This window comes from Alteromonas lipotrueae (assembly GCF_019249215.1).
Taxonomy (GTDB): Bacteria; Pseudomonadota; Gammaproteobacteria; order Enterobacterales; family Alteromonadaceae; genus Alteromonas; species Alteromonas lipotrueae.
Genome location: NZ_JAESDI010000006.1, coordinates 28865 through 45025, shown reverse-complemented (window position 1 = coordinate 45025; position 16161 = coordinate 28865). Strand labels below are relative to the sequence as shown.

Here is a 16161-nt window from a genome sequence, read left to right as displayed (position 1 = left end):
AACTATTCCTTTACAAAATATACACTCAGAAAATAGGTAAACCAGATACGCCGAGCAAAAGAACCCAAGTGCCAAAGAAAAGTTTAAGTTTTTGGGGTGAAAAAGCCAACACAACATACTTTGCTAGCATGCCACCAATAATTGCTCCCGCACCTGCAAATATCACTACGTCCCAAACTACGGCTTGGGTTACTAAAACGTGGTAAATTACAGCGCCCCAAACGGTAAATGCTGACAAGATGACTGCAACAGCAATCGCCATAGTCACGTTGAACCCTCTGATGATAAGATAGACAGCCACCAGCTCGCCTACCCCCACCGAAAGCCAAGCAGTAACAATCCCCCCGAAAAAAGAAACAAATGGCAATGCAACAATATCGAATTGCTCAGCATCGTGTTTTAAGGCAACCCGTTTTAAAAAAGGAATAGAGGCAAAGATAGCCACGGCAAGCAATATAGAAAATGCGCCAAACCCTAAGTGAATCTGTTCTATTCCTCCTTTGATGGGTGAAAGCACACTAAACGTTTCTGGGCCAAACTGAGCGAACCACACACCACACAGTGAGGCAGGTACGCTTAGCATTAAGCTTGAAGGTAACGCGCGCCATTGACTGTCGGTTTGATGATGACAACGTTTATAACGCCACCACGTAATAGCGCCAGCAGTCATGCCGCAGCATTGAATAGCGAAACTGGTGGCCACCACACTCTGAGATGAAAACTGTAAATGGTTAAAGAAAGGAACAAATACCACGCCCCCACCCGCGCCGGTCGCGTTTGCGAAAATAGCGCCAATAATGCCAAGCAAACTAAAAAGGCTATTTTCGGCAATAAGCACTAGCGGCGCGGATTGAGAAAAAATCACCACTACCCACAGTACAACCAAAAGAATTTTTAATGGGCTTTGTATTACCCATTGAAATAAACGATTCAACACATTCTCCTAAACGGCGCATGGAGATGGAACTCTCGTGTACGGCGAGTGTTTTTATTTAAACAAATCACGACGGCAAAATACCCAATGCCTACTAATATTACTAGGTAGTTCCCGTTTTATCCTTTGAACTTTATGTTAGAAACAATCTCACTCCAAGGTAAGAAAAGATTGCGGCTCACGCCTAACCGTTCAGCAAGCTGGCAAGATACTAAATGGCTGATGTTAATTTTTGCCGTTGCTGTATTCACTATTGCTATAGGCTGGGCGGTGGTGGGGGTTTGGGTAATATTACCCTTTGCCGGCATAGAAGTCGTATTGCTTATTTTTATCATGTACCAAGTGTCTCGCAGTACATACCGGTGGGAAACCATTGATATTGCCCCCCACACTATTCACTTTTGCACCCGACACCGCACCATCTCTTTTGCTCGCCCATCCGCGCACGTTGAATTTACCGAAGATGAAAACGACTGGCGCCTTCCCATCGTTACCTTAGTGGATGGCGAACAACGCATTGTCTTGGGCGAATTTCTTAATCTTGAGGATCGCGCATTACTAAAAGAAACACTAGGTAATGAAGGCATTATGGTATGCCGTAATCATTGGTGGAAAACCTAGTTTTGCAAAATGCGCCTGTCGCGTTAGCTTTATTGAAGCGAAGTTTAAATTAAATTTAATATCCATTTTTCCACCTATGAACTACAAATAGTAATGTCTATTCGTGTTATCTCGGAGAACAATTATGAATCTATACATAGAGTCAATTGAAGGCGGAAGTTATTTAGCAGCGACAGGGCGAGGTGCATCTCGCACGCTAGTCAGAGATAAGACCTCTCGACCCAAAACATTTCATTGTCTAAATGAAATTAAAGATCACTTTAATTCCGAGGAGTTTGAACATGTATGGCTGCGGCAATCCACTCCTTACGAGGAAATGGTAGGTCAGTCAGAGATTCCAGATGCGTTGGAGCTCGAAATTGATTGGCACCGCTAACTCGCCTATTGTCAGCGGTAATGAGTTACACAACATGCTGGTTGAATAGAGGAAACTTACTCGGTAAAGTGGCTGATTCTCATCTAATAGGACAATATGATGAAGTTCAGCCCACGTGCTTTTAGCTTAGCGCTTTTACTTACAAGTTGTGTAGTAGGGCTAACCACGCCAGCCTTTTCTGCTTCTGTTTTCAAAGTTAGTAACGGCGAAAACACCCTTTACATTGGCGGTACGCTTCACTTACTCAGCGAGAGCGACTACCCCCTTCCTGACGCCTACGACTCTGCTTATCAACAATCAGAAACGTTAGTGTTTGAAACAGACCTAGATGCCTTAGAAACACAAGCATTTGCGCAGTCTATGATGAAGAAGCTGACTTACACCCAAGGTAGCAGCCTTGCCAATGATCTTTCAGAAAAAACCTTAGCGAATCTATCAGCACACATGGAAGCCCGTGGTTTATCACTTTCTAACTTTATGATGTACAAGCCTGCTTTTTTAAGCATTACCTTGAGTATGATTGAACTTCAAATCATGGGGCTAACCAGTGAAGGCGTAGATAAGCATTTTTTTAATCGTAGCAAAAACGACGATAAAACCATTCTTTGGCTAGAAAGCCCCGAGCAACAACTTTCATTTATTCAGCAAATGGGCAATGGCGATGAAGATGCATTTATTCAATACACCCTTGAAGACGTTAAAACCCTCCCTCAGGTTTTACCTAAGTTAAAAGCGAGTTGGAAAGCAGGCGACCTCGACACAATGTACGAAGAAAGCATGGCCGATTTTAAATCCGAATACCCAGATATATTCGATACGCTTCTATCATCTAGAAACAAAGCGTGGATGCAATTTTTAGTGAAAGCATTGGCAACAAAGCCCACTGAATTTGTGCTGGTAGGCGCATTGCATTTGCCCGGTGAATTGGGTGTATTAAACATGCTAGAACAGCATGGTTTCAAGGTTGAGAAGGTGCAATAGCGGTAACATTTACATTTAAAATTAACCTTTGAGCACATTTTTTGCGTACTACGATTGTAGTGACATGCAATAAACGATTAAACCGACCCGTTTAGGTTTCTTCAATACCTAAACCCAAAGTTTAGACTGTACGCTTTAAAATTGAATCAAAGGAAAAAATATGAATTTCAAAAACTTAGCTTCACTTTCGTTGGTAGGTTTCGTTTTACTCGCAGTAACGGGCTGCGCCTCCATGGGTGACGGCAGTGTTGCTGAAAAGCGACAAGCTATATTAGATATGCAGCAAAATGCATTAGCTAGGCTATACACAGAAAAGCCTGATACTCGTTCTCAAGTTCGTGATGCGGCTGGCTACGCGGTATTCACGAATGCAAATATTAACGTCATTTTCTTTGCTGCTGGTACGGGTTATGGCGTAGTGAACAACCAAGTCACTGGCACAAAAACATATATGAATATGGCTGAAGGCGGTGTTGGCCTTGGACTAGGTGCGAAAGATTACCGCGTAGTGATGGTTTTCCATACGCAAAAAGCCATGAACTACTTTATCGAGAATGGTTGGACAGTAGGCGGTAATGCTGATGCTGCAGCTAAAGCCGGTAACAAAGGTATGTCAGCGGAAGGCGAAGGCTATTTAGGCAATGTTACGGTTTATACCATGACCGAAAGCGGCCTAGCATTGCAAGCCACAGTGAAAGGTACCAAGTTCTGGGTAGATAAAGAACTTAACTAATTGAAAATCCGCTTTATAACTTCGTTCGGTTTGCTTAGGAATTAGGTAAACCGAGCTATCCACTACTACACAATTCGTATGCGCATTTATAATTAAGTCCACTCTACTGAGTGTTCCTACTTAGTTTCCTCTGCCAAAGCTTCAATTTTCATCCACTGCGCTTTGGTACAGTTCTCAAGCATTTCAAAACCTGCGGCGGTTATGTCACTTCCCACCACGAATGGATGAGTCTGATTAGGCTCGCGATGATGTAGGGCTTTCATTTTACCCAAAGTGCCATCTCGCTTGGGGTGATTAGATAGAAAGACATCAATCTGTTGATCCTTCACTACCTGCTGCATTTTAATTGCCGATTGGGTATACGCTTTAATGCGGTTTGCATCAGGCCCATAGTTTAGCCCGGTGCCGCCCCATAATACGGCTTTGTGTGCAGCGCCATTATCCACTACTGAAAACACGACCGAGAGCGTGCCCGGCGTATGGCCTGGTGTATCAAAGAATTGAAACCGCATATGACCGACTTCTAAAATTTTTCCGTTGCTAACCGCGGTGCCCTCTTCAGGCGCCGCCCCCCAACTTGGACTAGAGAAGCCATCACCACCGTCTTGCAGCCACCTCCACTCACGGTCGCTCATTATCACTTCAACGTTATAGCGGGTAGATAACCACTTTTGACCACCATAGTGATCGCCATGTCCGTGGGTGATAATTAAATGTGAAATGGGTTTATCTGCTAGGCCAAGTGTTGCTAGCCCATCAACAATGTATTTGCTTGCCTGTGCTGCATTATTTAAGGCGTCAATTAGCACAATGCTATCACCCGTATCTATCGCCCAACTAGCCACGTTACCTGCACCCACATAATAAAGATTATCGAATACGCGCTGCGGTGCAATAGGTTGTCGTGCGCTACGTTTATGCTTTGCTGTATCTTGGTTTACTTGCCTTTTGCTATTGCGACTTGATTTATTTGATCTTGGCTCTCGCTTTATAGACATATTACGCAATGGTGAATCGATATCGCACAAATCAGCAAAACCGGGGTACATATGTGAGAAACTGAGCCCCGTGTCTGCAAACGTTCGAGCTTCAGTTAATTTTTCAGACGGTGCGATTTCGTCAGAAAAAACACCACGGCTATCGGGCTTTTCGCTCTTTAAGTTTGCTTGAAATGAGTTGCCTGAGACTGTCTCGCTTGTGCTTGTATAGGATGAGGCGGTATTGGCAAAAGCAATGTGCATTGGACTAACGACTAGTCCCATGCACATTAGTTTCAATAGAGTGGTAACGGAGGCAAGCGCGAGCGCTCTGCCTCCATCAATTTTCATCCGTTCTAAAATACCCAATTCACCCCAACCCATAATCTGCGTCCATCTTCCACATAACCATACTCACTGTATCGCATGGTTTTGTCTAACAGGTTATAAAGACCTGTTTGCAACTTAACATTGCGAGTCAACTTGGTGTTAAAACCAATATCAAATAACCCTAACCCAGGTGTCAGTACCGAGCGAGACGATACTGAGGTTAATGCTGTTTCTGCGCTGCGTACCGTCCATCTAGACCAGAGTTCTGAATCTTCGCTCAGTGTCCATGTGGTATTTAGCGTAAATAAATGTTTAGGTTGTTGTACCAATGGTAAGCCTGCATTGTCACCTGTTTTTTGCTCGGAGCGAGTAAAACTATACGCAGCATTGAAAGACCAATCTTCTAGTTTCAATCGTGAAGCCAATTCAAAACCGTAAGACTCTGCTTCATCGATATTAATATTGTAACGATCGGCGTCGTCTAAACAGGTATCCAGTTCACAACTCGTAATGGCAATTTTATCTTCAAAGTCGTTATGGAAAACGGTAACGCTCGTTTCAAAGCCTTGCGCGCCTATGTAATAAAGTGCAAGCTCTTTATTAAGAGTAGTTTCGGGCATCAGTTCGGGGTTACCATGAATGTCGCCACCACGACTTTCTTGAATCCACCCGGCTGCCATTTCACGCAATTCAGGCGTTCGGTATCCACTTGAAACACCACCTTTTAATACCCAATCGTCGCTCATATTCCATACCGCGTATAAACGCGGGCTAATTTCAGAATTGAACAATTCGTTATCGTCTAGGCGGATACCAGCAGTTAGCGCCACAGATTTAGAAATAGCCCACTCATCTTCGCCATAAACTGCCCACTGACTATTTTTAATTTCAGTTGCATCGCCACCGTTAGTATCGAAATCATCTAGGGTTTCTTCTAGATATTCAGCGCCCAACGTCACTTTGTGACTGTCAGTGGCAGAAAAAGACCACTGAGAATTAACGACAAGGTTGTCGATGGTTATGTTTCTTCCAACATTCTCTACCGATTCTTGCTGTACATAAGAACGGCCCTTGATGCTTTCATAATTCGCTTCGTGGGTTAAAGCTATAGACTGTCGTTCACTTTCCGTTTCTGATGCATTACTTGTCTCAGGAAGCGACTGGCCTGGATTCGACTCTCGGCTCTGATCCTGGGTAACATATTCAAGTGAGAAAACATCGGTTTTCGTCGGCGTTAAATGAAGCGCGCTTCTTACATTGCTCAGTGACTTTTCAGCGTAGCCGCGCTCAATATCATCCTCACTCCGCTTTTGATATAACCCACTTAAGCTCACGCTTAACAAATCAGCAATTAACGGTCCTGATACGGCAAGCTGAACTTGGCTATCTGAGCCCGAGTCTGAATGCTGTTGCAGTCGGGTTTCGGCTCGCAGGTTTCCACCCCATTTACGGTAGTTTTTGCGGGTTATAATATTGATTACGCCGCCCATGGCATCTGAACCATATAGGGTAGACATGGGGCCACGCACTATTTCAATCCGTTCAATGCTGTCTAGTGGTGGTAACCAATCTTGCTCATAACCGCCGCTGCCATTAGGTTGTGATTCTCTTCCTGTTTGCTTTTTACCATCAACTAAAATACTGGTGTACTGGGCAGGTAAACCTCGAATACTAATATCTTGTCGATAGCCTCCCCCCGTTACTGTTACTCCAGGCACATCTCTCAATGCATCAGTCACATCTTTGTAAGCACGCTGAGCAAGCTGTTTACGATCAATAACACTTACTGACGCAGGCGCTTGAGACAAAAGTTGTTCAAAACCAGAAGCTGTCACCGTGATGCTTTCAACATCTTTTGTGACTGCCTGCTCTGCTGCCGTTGAAAAAGAGGCGATAACCGCCAAGCTAAGGAGTGATTGAGGATATTTCATTCTAGAGTTAATCGATTAAGTCAAACATAGCGAAGATGATAAGCATTCTCATTCGTATGTAAAGCGTTAAATTAACAATTTTTTGCGACCAATCGAAAATTAAGACTTAAGTCTATAAAAATCCTACCGACGAAGAATGTTTTAAAGCGCCTAACTCTAACTTTGTGTGCAGCTAACACCTTTAATGTATTGAGTTTACCCCTAGGTAAACGTACGGTTAATATAGATACCTTAACCGCCTTTAGATTCGAGTATTAGCGGCGTTGAAGATAAACACACAAAGGACAACCATGTAGGATGGTCTGCCATTGCGTTCAGTGCAGCCCTCAACTTAGTACAAGTGAGTGTTGGCCTTACTATGTTTACACCCTTTCGTGAAGCTGCAACACAAAATGAGAGCTTAATGCCGTTAGCCAGCGCAGTAGTAGCCTTGTCCTTCATGATTTATTACGCTGCCAAGCTCCTGCTAGGCTTTGCGGCGCTTATTTTTGGCATTGCAAAAATGAAAGATGGCGCTAAGCCCTTAGGTGGAGTGACTGCGCTAGTAGGTGTTGTTGCCATAGTCGCAAATGCAATTTTGATCGTATTTGGCCGTAACGCCTTCTTACCTTCCGCGGTGGCTGGAGGGTTTGGTGTGCTCGCAACCCTGCTTCTGGCTTTCTGTCTGATGCGTGTTGCCGGTAATGATTAGGAGGTATAACGCTACCTAACCCCGCCAGCGTTGGTTTACACGAAAAATTAGGTATGGATGATTGCTCAGCGCGGGTCTTTGAAATGCGTCAACAAGTGGTTGATGAGCAAGTGTATGAGAATGACTTGTTTTTAGAAGCCAATGCTCCCGACCGCTTTAAGGGTTCTAATGGGAAAGTTAACCTTGCACTAGATTTACTGCTTGTTGACGACATTGAATTACCGCCTCAACCGCCTCAGTTACCACCCATAACCTGTGATTAATCAATTAGTCTAAAAGCGCCTGATTTTTAAACTAAAGTTGGGTAGCCTCCCCCTATTTTATAGACACGAAAATGGTAATATTGGGTTGTAGTTTATTACATTCCTTCTCAACGCCTAGAGGTATTATTATGACAGCGCTACTTTCTTTAAATGCAGATGATTTGTTTATTGTGACTGGCATCGCGCTTATGTTTATCAGCTATGCGTTTTTACTGCCTACTGAACTAAAGCGTGCGATCAAAGACAACGGCAGTAAATAATATAAGCTCGCTGAATGTGTCTTTCTACTTCAGTGATACTGAGCGGCAACATTTAAGAGATGACGGGAAGGAACCCTAAAACAACCTGCACGGTTAAATGGTAATATCCACATGTTTAATGCCCCGCGGTATTTTAGTACCCGTTGCATCTGCGGTATTTAATTCGCGGTTTTCATTTTCGCTCAATTGCCGCCCTGTCGATTTGTCGCCTTGGCTGTCTTCTTGTTGGCGATTTTCTTGGTTGCTCGGGTGTTCTTTCTGTTCATTTTGCTCGTGCCGTTCCCGTTGCTCCATTTCATCAACGATATGCACTTCATCGTGCTGCTCTTTTTCGTCTTGGTTGAGCGCCTCTGACTTTTCGCTGCGCGACACTTTTTTTACCCGATTATCAGTTTCGATGGGCACTTTGGTATTTCGCGGTAAAATGGAAAAAATTAGATCATTACTCATGGCTACCCCAACCCGCTAAGGTTAATTCTGTGATATTTCATCCACTACATTACCTAATAGGGAAAACGATCACATTGGCTCAGATCAAAAAGTTTTACTATATACATATTAATTTAGACTGAAACTGCAAAAAGAGTTCACTTTCGCCTTGCAAAATCGGGGGCAAACCGCTAATGTTTCAGCCGTTCGGAAATAGGTATTAAGAAATTAAATGAATAACTGCGCTGTAAAACATCACCACCATCATAAAGCATAGCCTTTCAGGTTCGTGCTGGAAGGTCTATTATTCCTTCCAGTGGCGCAGATAGAAAAAATTCTCGACCCCCGGAAGGAAACTTCCGGGGGTTTTTCGTTTTAGGCGTAATCGTTAAGACAGTAAAAAGTAGTACAACGTGTAAGGAACGTTTCAATGAGTAACAGCAAAAGACTTCGAATTGCCATACAGAAATCAGGCCGTTTAAGTGATGACAGCATCGCTCTACTTAAGGCTATTGGCATAAAATTGAACATTCGTGATCGCCTGCTGATTGCGCATTCTACCAACGAGCCTATCGATTTATTACGTGTTCGCGATGACGACATTCCAGGATTAGTGATGGACGGTGTAGCCGACCTTGGCTTCATTGGCGAAAACGAACTTGAAGAAAAAATGTTAGAACGCAAAGCATCTAACAAGCCTTCTGATTATGAAGTATTACGTCGTTTAGACTACGGCGGTTGTCGCTTGTCTATCGCCGTGCCTACTGAAATGGACTACACCAACATTCAGTCTTTAGAAGGCAAGAAAGTGGCTACCACTTACCCATTCCTATTAGAGCGTTATTTTGCAGAGCAAAAAATTAATGCTAAAGCAGTAATGCTTACAGGTTCGGTTGAAGTTGCACCACGCGCTGGCGTTGCCGACGCTATCTGTGACTTGGTATCAACGGGCGCTACCCTTGAAGCGAACGGTCTGGTTGAAGAAGATGTCATCTTCCGCTCAAAAGCAGTATTAATTCAACGTGCCGACGGCAACATGAGTGATGAAAAGCAAACGCTTGTTAATCGCCTTTTGCCACGTGTTGATGGTGTATTGCTGGCAAAAGAAAGCAAGTACATCATGCTTCACGCACCAAAAGCTTACCTAGAACAAGTGAAAAGCTTGTTACCGGGCGCTGAAAACCCAACCGTATTGCCTTTGTCTGGCAATGAAGAGCATGTGGCTATTCATGTTGTTTCTACTGAAACCCTGTTTTGGGAAACCATGGAAAAACTAAAAGCCCTAGGCTGCTCTTCAATATTAGTTATGCCTATCGAAAAAATGATGGGTTAAAAGGCAAAAGATTATGATTATCTGGTCATCTCTATCAAAGCTTGAGAAAAAAACAGCGCTTTCGCGCCCGGCTATGGCCAATAGCCAACAGTTAAAACAAACCGTGGGCGACATTATCGCTAACGTTGAAAGTAAAGGCGATGCCGCTGTTATCGACTTCACTCGTCAGTTTGATTGCCCTGATTTGCAATCGTTAGTGTTATCGCAAGAAAGCATCGACACGTTAGCAAGTTCGGTTACCGCTGAAGTAGCAGGTGCGATTGATATTGCATTTAACAATATTAAAGCGTTTCACGATGCTCAGTTGCCAAGTGATATTGCGCTAACCACTACGCCTGGTGTGAACTGCGAATTGCGCTTCACCCCACTAGACGCAGTAGGTTTGTATATTCCAGGTGGCAGTGCACCTTTGCCTTCAACGGTGCTAATGCTAGGTGTACCAGCGCTGGTAGCGGGTTGTGAAAACAAACTGCTTTGTACGCCACCAAACAAGCAAGGCTTAATTGCCCCTGAAATTGCCTATGCCGCAAGAAAATGTGGCATTGAAGCCATATACCTTTGTGGCGGCGCGCAAGCCATTGCAGCAATGGCATTAGGGACAGAGACTATCCCGCAGGTTGATAAAATATTCGGCCCGGGCAATAGTTTTGTGACTGAAGCCAAACAGCAAGTAAGTTTGCGTGCTGATGGTGCGGCTATTGATATGCCAGCAGGCCCGTCTGAAGTATTGGTGTTAGCTGATGAATTTGCCGATGCTGAATTTGTTGCCTCAGACTTACTTTCTCAAGCAGAGCATGGCCCAGATTCTCAAGCCATTTTAGTGTCTAACAGCGAAGCACTGATTGAAAGTGCGAAGGCAGCGGTTGAACGCCAGTTGTCGACCCTTTCACGTGCCGACATTGCTCGCCCTGCAATGGAAAATGCCCGCTATATTTTGGCCGATTCAGTAGATGACGCTATTTTAGTGAGCAATGCCTATGCGCCTGAACACTTGATAGTGCAAATTGAAGATGCCCGTAGTTTACTGCCGAAAATCAAATACGCAGGTTCAATATTTTTAGGCCCTTGGTCGCCAGAATCTGCCGGTGATTATGCCTCGGGTACTAACCACGTATTACCTACGTACGGTTATGCGAAGAACTATTCTAGTTTAGGTTTACTCGACTTTATGCGTCGTTACACCATTCAAGAGTTATCTGCAGACGGCATGCGCAATTTAGGCCCAGCTATTATGGCATTGGCTAGCGCTGAGGGGCTTGATGCTCACGAACAAGCAGTAGCGCTTCGTATGCAAAAGCTTGCTAACGATAAGGGAGGTGCCTAATGTCTGCGCTTGTAGATACCCTTATTGATAACCTAATTAACGACAATTTAGTGCCGCTTAAGCCTTATGAGTCGGCCAGGCGTTTGTATTCAGGCGGTCAAGATTGGCTAAATGCCAATGAATCGCCCTATGCAAATGAATATGCGATAGATGCAAGTAACTTTAATCGTTACCCGTCGTGTCAGCCTTCATCGGTGGTAGAAAGCTATGCGGCTTATGCAGGTATTGATACCTCTCAGTTGATGGTTACCCGTGGTGCAGACGAAGGCATTGAATTACTTATTCGTACCTTTTGTACTCCAGGTAAAGACAGCATAGTAATTTGCCCGCCCACCTATGGCATGTACGCCATTAGTGCAGAAACTTGTGATGTGGGTATTACTACTGTGCCACTAAAAGGCAATTTTAGTTTAGACGTTGAAGGTGTGTGCGCAATTGATAACGCCAATGTTATCTTTATTTGTGCGCCAAATAACCCAACGGGTACACAGGTTGCCAGAGACGATATACGAGCGGTACTCAACCACTTTGCCGATAGCGCTTTAGTGGTAGTGGATGAAGCCTATATTGAGTTTGATTCCGATAATACCTGGGCAAATGAAATAGCGAATTACCCCAACCTAGTAGTACTACGCACGCTTTCAAAAGCCTTTGCGTTAGCGGGTTTACGCTGTGGGTTTACTCTAGCCCAAGCGCCGGTTATTCAAGCGTTGCTAAAAGTCATTGCCCCCTACCCTATTGCAGAGCCTGTGGCACAAATTGCTTCACAGGCGTTATCTACTGACTCACTGACATTAATTCAGTTGCAGGTAGATACCATCAATAGAGAAAAAGACCTACTGGCAACCGCGCTTGCCGATATTGACGGCTTTGAATTGGTTGGCGATAGAAAAGCAAACTTTGTGCTATTTCGCTACGAGCGTGCTAGCGAACTCATGCAATATTTGGTGAGCAAAGGGTTATTAATACGCGACCAATCTAAACAGCTTAACCTTACAAATTGCTTGCGAGTAAGCATTGGTACTGAAGAACAAAACCAGCGTTTATTGCAACTGATCAACGAATTTAAAAAGGAGCTAGCGGCATGAGTCAGCAAGCCATTTTATTTATCGACCGCGACGGTACACTTGTAGAAGAACCACCGGTAGATAAACAGCTAGACAGTTTAGAAAAGCTGGTTTTCGAGCCAAACGTTATTCCTGTGCTATTAAAACTGAAAGCAGCAGGCTTTAAGTTTGTCATGGTCACTAACCAAGATGGCCTTGGAACCGATAGCTTTCCACAAGCTGATTTTGACGCGCCTCATAATGCCATGATGGCCATTTTCAAAAGCCAAGGCATTACGTTTGACGACGTGCTTATTTGCCCACACTTTGAAGAAGACAATTGTACTTGCCGTAAGCCTAAACTGGGGTTAGTGAAAGACTACCTTCAGCAAGGAAAGGTGGATTTCACCCGTTCATACGTGATTGGCGATCGCATGACCGACATGCAACTTGCCGAGAACATGGGTATTAAAGGTTTGCAATATAACCCTGAAACCTTGAACTGGGATCACATCCAAAAAACCTTGTTGTCGTCTTCACGTATTGCCGAAGTTATCCGCACTACCTCAGAAACCGACATTAAAGTACGCGTAGATTTAGACTCTACCGAGAAGTCGCACATTCACACTGGCTTGGGTTTCTTCGACCACATGCTCGATCAAATTGCGACCCACGGTGGGTTTGAGTTAAACGTGACCGTAGATGGCGATTTGCACATAGATGATCACCACAGTGTGGAAGACACTGCATTGGCGTTGGGTGAAGCCCTTAAGAAAGCCCTCGGTGATAAACGTGGTATTGGCCGTTTTGGTTTTGCCCTGCCTATGGATGAGTGCCGCGCAGAATGCATTATGGATATTTCAAACCGCCCTCACCTTAAGTTTGAAGCTGATTTCAGCCGCGACCAAGTGGGCGAAATGGCCACTGAAATGGTGCCGCACTTTTTCTATTCTTTGGCGCAAAGCATGGGGCTGTCGCTTCACCTTTCCACCAGCGAAGGAAATGCTCACCACCAGGTAGAAAGTTTATTCAAAGTATTTGGCCGTGCGTTACGTCAAGCCATTACGCGACAAGGCGATGCACTGCCTAGCAGTAAAGGAGCGCTTTAATGCCTGAAATACAAAAATCACAACGACAAAAAATAGTCATTGTGAACACAGGCTGCGCAAATATTTCATCGGTTCGCTTTGCGCTAGAGCGTTTAGGCGTAACCGTTGAAGTATCTGACGACAAAGATGTGATTACTCGCGCCGACAAAGTCTTTTTACCCGGTGTTGGTACTGCAGCTGCTGCCATGGCAAGCATTACGCAAAAAGACTTATCAAGCACATTGCAAAGCCTAACCCAGCCTGTACTAGGCGTGTGTTTAGGTATGCAGTTAATGGTAGAAAGCAGCGCTGAAGGTAGCTTAGAGAACCGCTTAGGAGACACGCAGGATGATATTCCTTGCTTGTCGCTAATGCCTGGTCGTGTTGCCCGAATGGAAGCGAATGGCTTGCGTTTGCCGCACATGGGTTGGAACACGGTTTCTCATAACGACGACACCTTGTTTAAAGGCATCCCACAAGATACCTATTTCTACTTTGTGCACAGTTTTGCCGTACCAGAGTACGCCCATACCCTAGCCAGCTGTAACTACGGGAACCCGTTTTCAGCGGCCATTAATAAAGACAACTTCTTTGGCGTGCAATTTCACCCTGAACGTTCCAGCGATGCTGGTGCGCAACTACTGACTAACTTTGTGAACCTATAATGATTATTCCAGCAATTGATCTTATCGATGGCAGCGTAGTGCGTTTGTATCAGGGCGACTACGAGCAAAAAACAAAATACGAATTTGATCCGGTAGACGTGGTAAATGACTATGCCGACCAAGGCGCTACTTGGCTGCACATTGTTGATTTAACTGGCGCGAAAGACACCAGCAAGCGCCAGCTTACCTTAATTAAATCAATGGTAGACACCAAGCGCATGCAGTTTCAAGCAGGCGGTGGTATTCGTAGCGAAGAAGAAGTAGCCCAGTTACTCGATATCGGCGTAAGCCGCGTGGTGATTGGATCACTCGCGGTTAAACAGCCTGAACTGGTGAAATCTTGGGTAACCAAATACGGTGCTGAACATATCGTATTGGCCTTAGATATTAACATTAGTGAAAACGGCGAAAAGCTGATTGCCACTCACGGATGGCAGGAGAATTCAGGGGTAGCCCTGGAAGACTTGCTAAACGACTTTGCATCAGTTGGTGCTACACATGTGCTTTGCACCGACATTAGCCGTGACGGTACACTACAAGGCGCTAATGTAGAGCTTTACGAAGAGATGAGTGCACGCTTTCCTAATGTTAGCTGGCAAGCATCTGGCGGCATAGGTAGCTTAAACGACATTTCGGCGTTGAAACCAACCAACGTTGGCGGCGTTATTTTAGGCCGTGCCTTACTTGAAGGTAAATTCACCGTAAAGGAGGCTATCGCATGTTGGCAAAACGCATAATTCCTTGCTTAGATGTTCGTGACGGCAAAGTCGTTAAAGGCGTTCAATTTAGAAACCACGAAATTATTGGCGACATCGTACCCTTAGCAGAGCAATACGCAAAAGCGGGGGCTGACGAACTGGTGTTTTACGATATTACTGCAAGCTCAGATGAGCGCGTGGTAGATAAAAGCTGGGTAAGCCGTATTGCACAGGTTATCGACATTCCATTTTGTGTAGCCGGCGGTATTAAAAGCATTGAAGATGCTGGGCGCATTTTAGAAATGGGCGCAGATAAAATTTCAATTAACTCCCCAGCCCTAAACAACCCTGCATTAATTAATGCCATGCATGACGTGTACGGCCAGCAGTGTGTAGTCATTGGGGTAGACAGCTTTTACAACGACGCCACCGGGCAATACGAAGTGTATAAGTTTACTGGCGATGAGAACCGCACTCAAAAGAGCCAATGGCAAACCCTAGACTGGATAAAAGAAGTGCAGTCACGCGGTGCCGGTGAAATTGTGCTTAACTGCATGAACCAAGACGGTGTACGCAAAGGTTATGATATAGCCCAGCTTAGCGCAGTACGTGAAGTGTGCGAAGTACCCCTTATTGCTTCTGGCGGCGCGGGTGAAATTTCACATTTTAACGATGTATTTCAACAAGCCGATGTTGATGGCGCACTAGCCGCTTCCGTATTCCATAAAGGCATTCTTAACATTGATGACCTAAAGGCCGATTTAACCGCTAATGGCGTACCTATGCGTAAGCGTCACGCCCTACCAAACGCACAAGGAATAAAGCCGTGATTGTCACTTCCGAAAACAGCAATACCCTAGCATGGGAAAAAATGGACAACCTGCTTCCAGCCATAGTACAAGACGCCCTTTCAGGCAAAGTACTAATGCAGGGTTACATGAACCAAGATGCACTAGCCACTACACTAGATAGCGGTAAAGTCACTTTTTTTAGTCGCTCAAAACTGCGTTTGTGGCAAAAAGGCGAAACCTCAGGCAATACGTTAGATTTAGTCAGCGTAGCCGCCGATTGCGATTTCGACTCGCTATTAGTGTTAGCCAACCCTAACGGCCCTACGTGCCATACAGGTGTTGAAAGCTGCTGGTTTGAAGGCAACACGCCTAGCTTTACCTTTCTCGCTGATTTAGAGCGCTTATTGGCTGCCCGTAAAGGCGCAGATCCGAAAAGCAGCTACACCGCTAGCTTGTACAATAAAGGCATTAAGCGTATTGCACAAAAAGTGGGGGAAGAAGGCGTAGAAACGGCGCTTGCTGCTACGGTACACGACAAAGAAGAGCTTAAAAACGAAGCCGCTGACTTGCTGTACCACCTCACCGTATTGCTGCAAGCGAGCGACATGTCGCTTGATGATGCGCTATCTGTATTGCGTGAACGTCAAAAGTAAGTGTTCATCGCCCAATTTCATTGAGCGAAATTGCAAC

The 16161-nt window shown here is 44.8% G+C and carries 19 protein-coding genes and 1 other annotated feature; of the genes, 15 read left to right on the top strand and 4 right to left on the bottom strand.

Annotated features, from left to right (window positions below; genetic code table 11):
• Positions 1-25 precede the first annotated feature (25 nt).
• Positions 26-934, bottom strand: a complete 909-nt coding sequence (locus tag JKP82_RS08060; RefSeq protein ID WP_159531933.1) for a sulfite exporter TauE/SafE family protein — start codon at positions 932-934, stop codon at positions 26-28.
• A gap of 135 nt (positions 935-1069) precedes the next feature.
• Between JKP82_RS08060 and JKP82_RS08055 the strand changes: the two genes are divergently transcribed.
• The 4 genes from JKP82_RS08055 to JKP82_RS08040 all read left to right on the top strand — a co-directional run bounded on the left by JKP82_RS08055 (position 1070) and on the right by JKP82_RS08040 (position 3645).
• Positions 1070-1555, top strand: a complete 486-nt coding sequence (locus JKP82_RS08055; protein ID WP_159531935.1) for a DUF2244 domain-containing protein — start codon at positions 1070-1072, stop codon at positions 1553-1555.
• Positions 1556-1679: 124 nt separating this feature from the next.
• On the top strand, positions 1680-1931 hold the full coding sequence (locus tag JKP82_RS08050; RefSeq protein WP_159531937.1) for a DUF6482 family protein: 252 nt from the start codon (positions 1680-1682) through the stop codon (positions 1929-1931).
• A gap of 96 nt (positions 1932-2027) precedes the next feature.
• Positions 2028-2912: a TraB/GumN family protein gene (locus JKP82_RS08045; RefSeq protein ID WP_232370646.1), complete on the top strand. Its 885-nt coding sequence runs from the start codon at positions 2028-2030 to the stop codon at positions 2910-2912.
• Positions 2913-3072: 160 nt separating this feature from the next.
• The gene (locus JKP82_RS08040) at positions 3073-3645 is read left to right on the top strand and encodes a lipid-binding SYLF domain-containing protein (protein ID WP_159531939.1); all 573 of its coding nucleotides are present in this window, start codon (positions 3073-3075) and stop codon (positions 3643-3645) included.
• Between the two features lie 116 nt (positions 3646-3761).
• On the opposite strand, the gene JKP82_RS08035 is transcribed toward JKP82_RS08040, so the two are convergent.
• Both JKP82_RS08035 and JKP82_RS08030 read right to left on the bottom strand, forming a co-directional pair.
• Positions 3762-5006 (bottom strand): MBL fold metallo-hydrolase, encoded by a 1245-nt coding sequence (locus JKP82_RS08035; protein ID WP_159531941.1) that lies wholly within the window; start codon positions 5004-5006, stop codon positions 3762-3764.
• Positions 4979-6883 carry a TonB-dependent receptor domain-containing protein gene (locus JKP82_RS08030; protein WP_218396589.1) on the bottom strand — a complete coding sequence of 635 codons (1905 nt, stop codon included), beginning with the start codon at positions 6881-6883 and terminating at the stop codon, positions 4979-4981. Before JKP82_RS08030 ends, JKP82_RS08035 begins: the two co-directional genes overlap by 28 nt.
• A gap of 358 nt (positions 6884-7241) precedes the next feature.
• Between JKP82_RS08030 and JKP82_RS08025 the strand changes: the two genes are divergently transcribed.
• The 3 genes from JKP82_RS08025 to JKP82_RS20820 all read left to right on the top strand — a co-directional run bounded on the left by JKP82_RS08025 (position 7242) and on the right by JKP82_RS20820 (position 8097).
• Complete coding sequence (locus tag JKP82_RS08025; RefSeq protein ID WP_218396587.1) at positions 7242-7574, top strand: hypothetical protein; 333 nt, start codon at positions 7242-7244, stop codon at positions 7572-7574.
• A 53-nt stretch (positions 7575-7627) separates the two neighbouring features.
• Positions 7628-7837, top strand: a complete 210-nt coding sequence (locus JKP82_RS08020) for a hypothetical protein (RefSeq protein ID WP_218396585.1) — start codon at positions 7628-7630, stop codon at positions 7835-7837.
• Positions 7838-7965: 128 nt separating this feature from the next.
• A complete protein-coding gene (locus tag JKP82_RS20820; protein WP_258544368.1) occupies positions 7966-8097 on the top strand; it encodes a hypothetical protein in 132 nt (43 codons plus the stop codon).
• Positions 8098-8190: 93 nt separating this feature from the next.
• On the opposite strand, the gene JKP82_RS08015 is transcribed toward JKP82_RS20820, so the two are convergent.
• A complete protein-coding gene (locus JKP82_RS08015) occupies positions 8191-8547 on the bottom strand; it encodes a hypothetical protein (protein WP_218396584.1) in 357 nt (118 codons plus the stop codon).
• A gap of 231 nt (positions 8548-8778) precedes the next feature.
• Positions 8779-8897 (top strand) — a sequence feature (His leader region).
• Positions 8898-8956: 59 nt separating this feature from the next.
• On the opposite strand from JKP82_RS08015, the gene hisG reads away from it, so the two are divergent.
• Genes hisG through hisIE form a run of 8 tightly spaced genes read left to right on the top strand, consistent with a single transcriptional unit; the run spans position 8957 to position 16124 of the window.
• Entirely contained in the window at positions 8957-9859 is a 903-nt protein-coding gene (gene hisG, locus JKP82_RS08010) for an ATP phosphoribosyltransferase (RefSeq protein WP_159531949.1), read from the top strand.
• Positions 9860-9872: 13 nt separating this feature from the next.
• Entirely contained in the window at positions 9873-11183 is a 1311-nt protein-coding gene (hisD, locus tag JKP82_RS08005) for a histidinol dehydrogenase (RefSeq protein ID WP_218396583.1), read from the top strand.
• Positions 11183-12271: a histidinol-phosphate transaminase gene (hisC, locus tag JKP82_RS08000; RefSeq protein ID WP_218396581.1), complete on the top strand. Its 1089-nt coding sequence runs from the start codon at positions 11183-11185 to the stop codon at positions 12269-12271. The genes hisD and hisC overlap by 1 nt, the downstream gene beginning before the upstream one ends.
• Complete coding sequence (hisB, locus tag JKP82_RS07995) at positions 12268-13338, top strand: bifunctional histidinol-phosphatase/imidazoleglycerol-phosphate dehydratase HisB (protein ID WP_129739328.1); 1071 nt, start codon at positions 12268-12270, stop codon at positions 13336-13338. Before hisC ends, hisB begins: the two co-directional genes overlap by 4 nt.
• Positions 13338-13982, top strand: coding sequence for an imidazole glycerol phosphate synthase subunit HisH (gene hisH, locus JKP82_RS07990; protein WP_129739330.1), 645 nt, complete (start codon positions 13338-13340; stop codon positions 13980-13982). Before hisB ends, hisH begins: the two co-directional genes overlap by 1 nt.
• Positions 13982-14719, top strand: coding sequence for a 1-(5-phosphoribosyl)-5-[(5-phosphoribosylamino)methylideneamino]imidazole-4-carboxamide isomerase (gene hisA, locus JKP82_RS07985; protein WP_057790818.1), 738 nt, complete (start codon positions 13982-13984; stop codon positions 14717-14719). Before hisH ends, hisA begins: the two co-directional genes overlap by 1 nt.
• Positions 14701-15510 (top strand): imidazole glycerol phosphate synthase subunit HisF, encoded by an 810-nt coding sequence (hisF, locus tag JKP82_RS07980; protein ID WP_218396580.1) that lies wholly within the window; start codon positions 14701-14703, stop codon positions 15508-15510. Before hisA ends, hisF begins: the two co-directional genes overlap by 19 nt.
• Complete coding sequence (hisIE, locus tag JKP82_RS07975) at positions 15507-16124, top strand: bifunctional phosphoribosyl-AMP cyclohydrolase/phosphoribosyl-ATP diphosphatase HisIE (RefSeq protein ID WP_013783419.1); 618 nt, start codon at positions 15507-15509, stop codon at positions 16122-16124. The genes hisF and hisIE overlap by 4 nt, the downstream gene beginning before the upstream one ends.
• Positions 16125-16161: the final 37 nt, after the last annotated feature.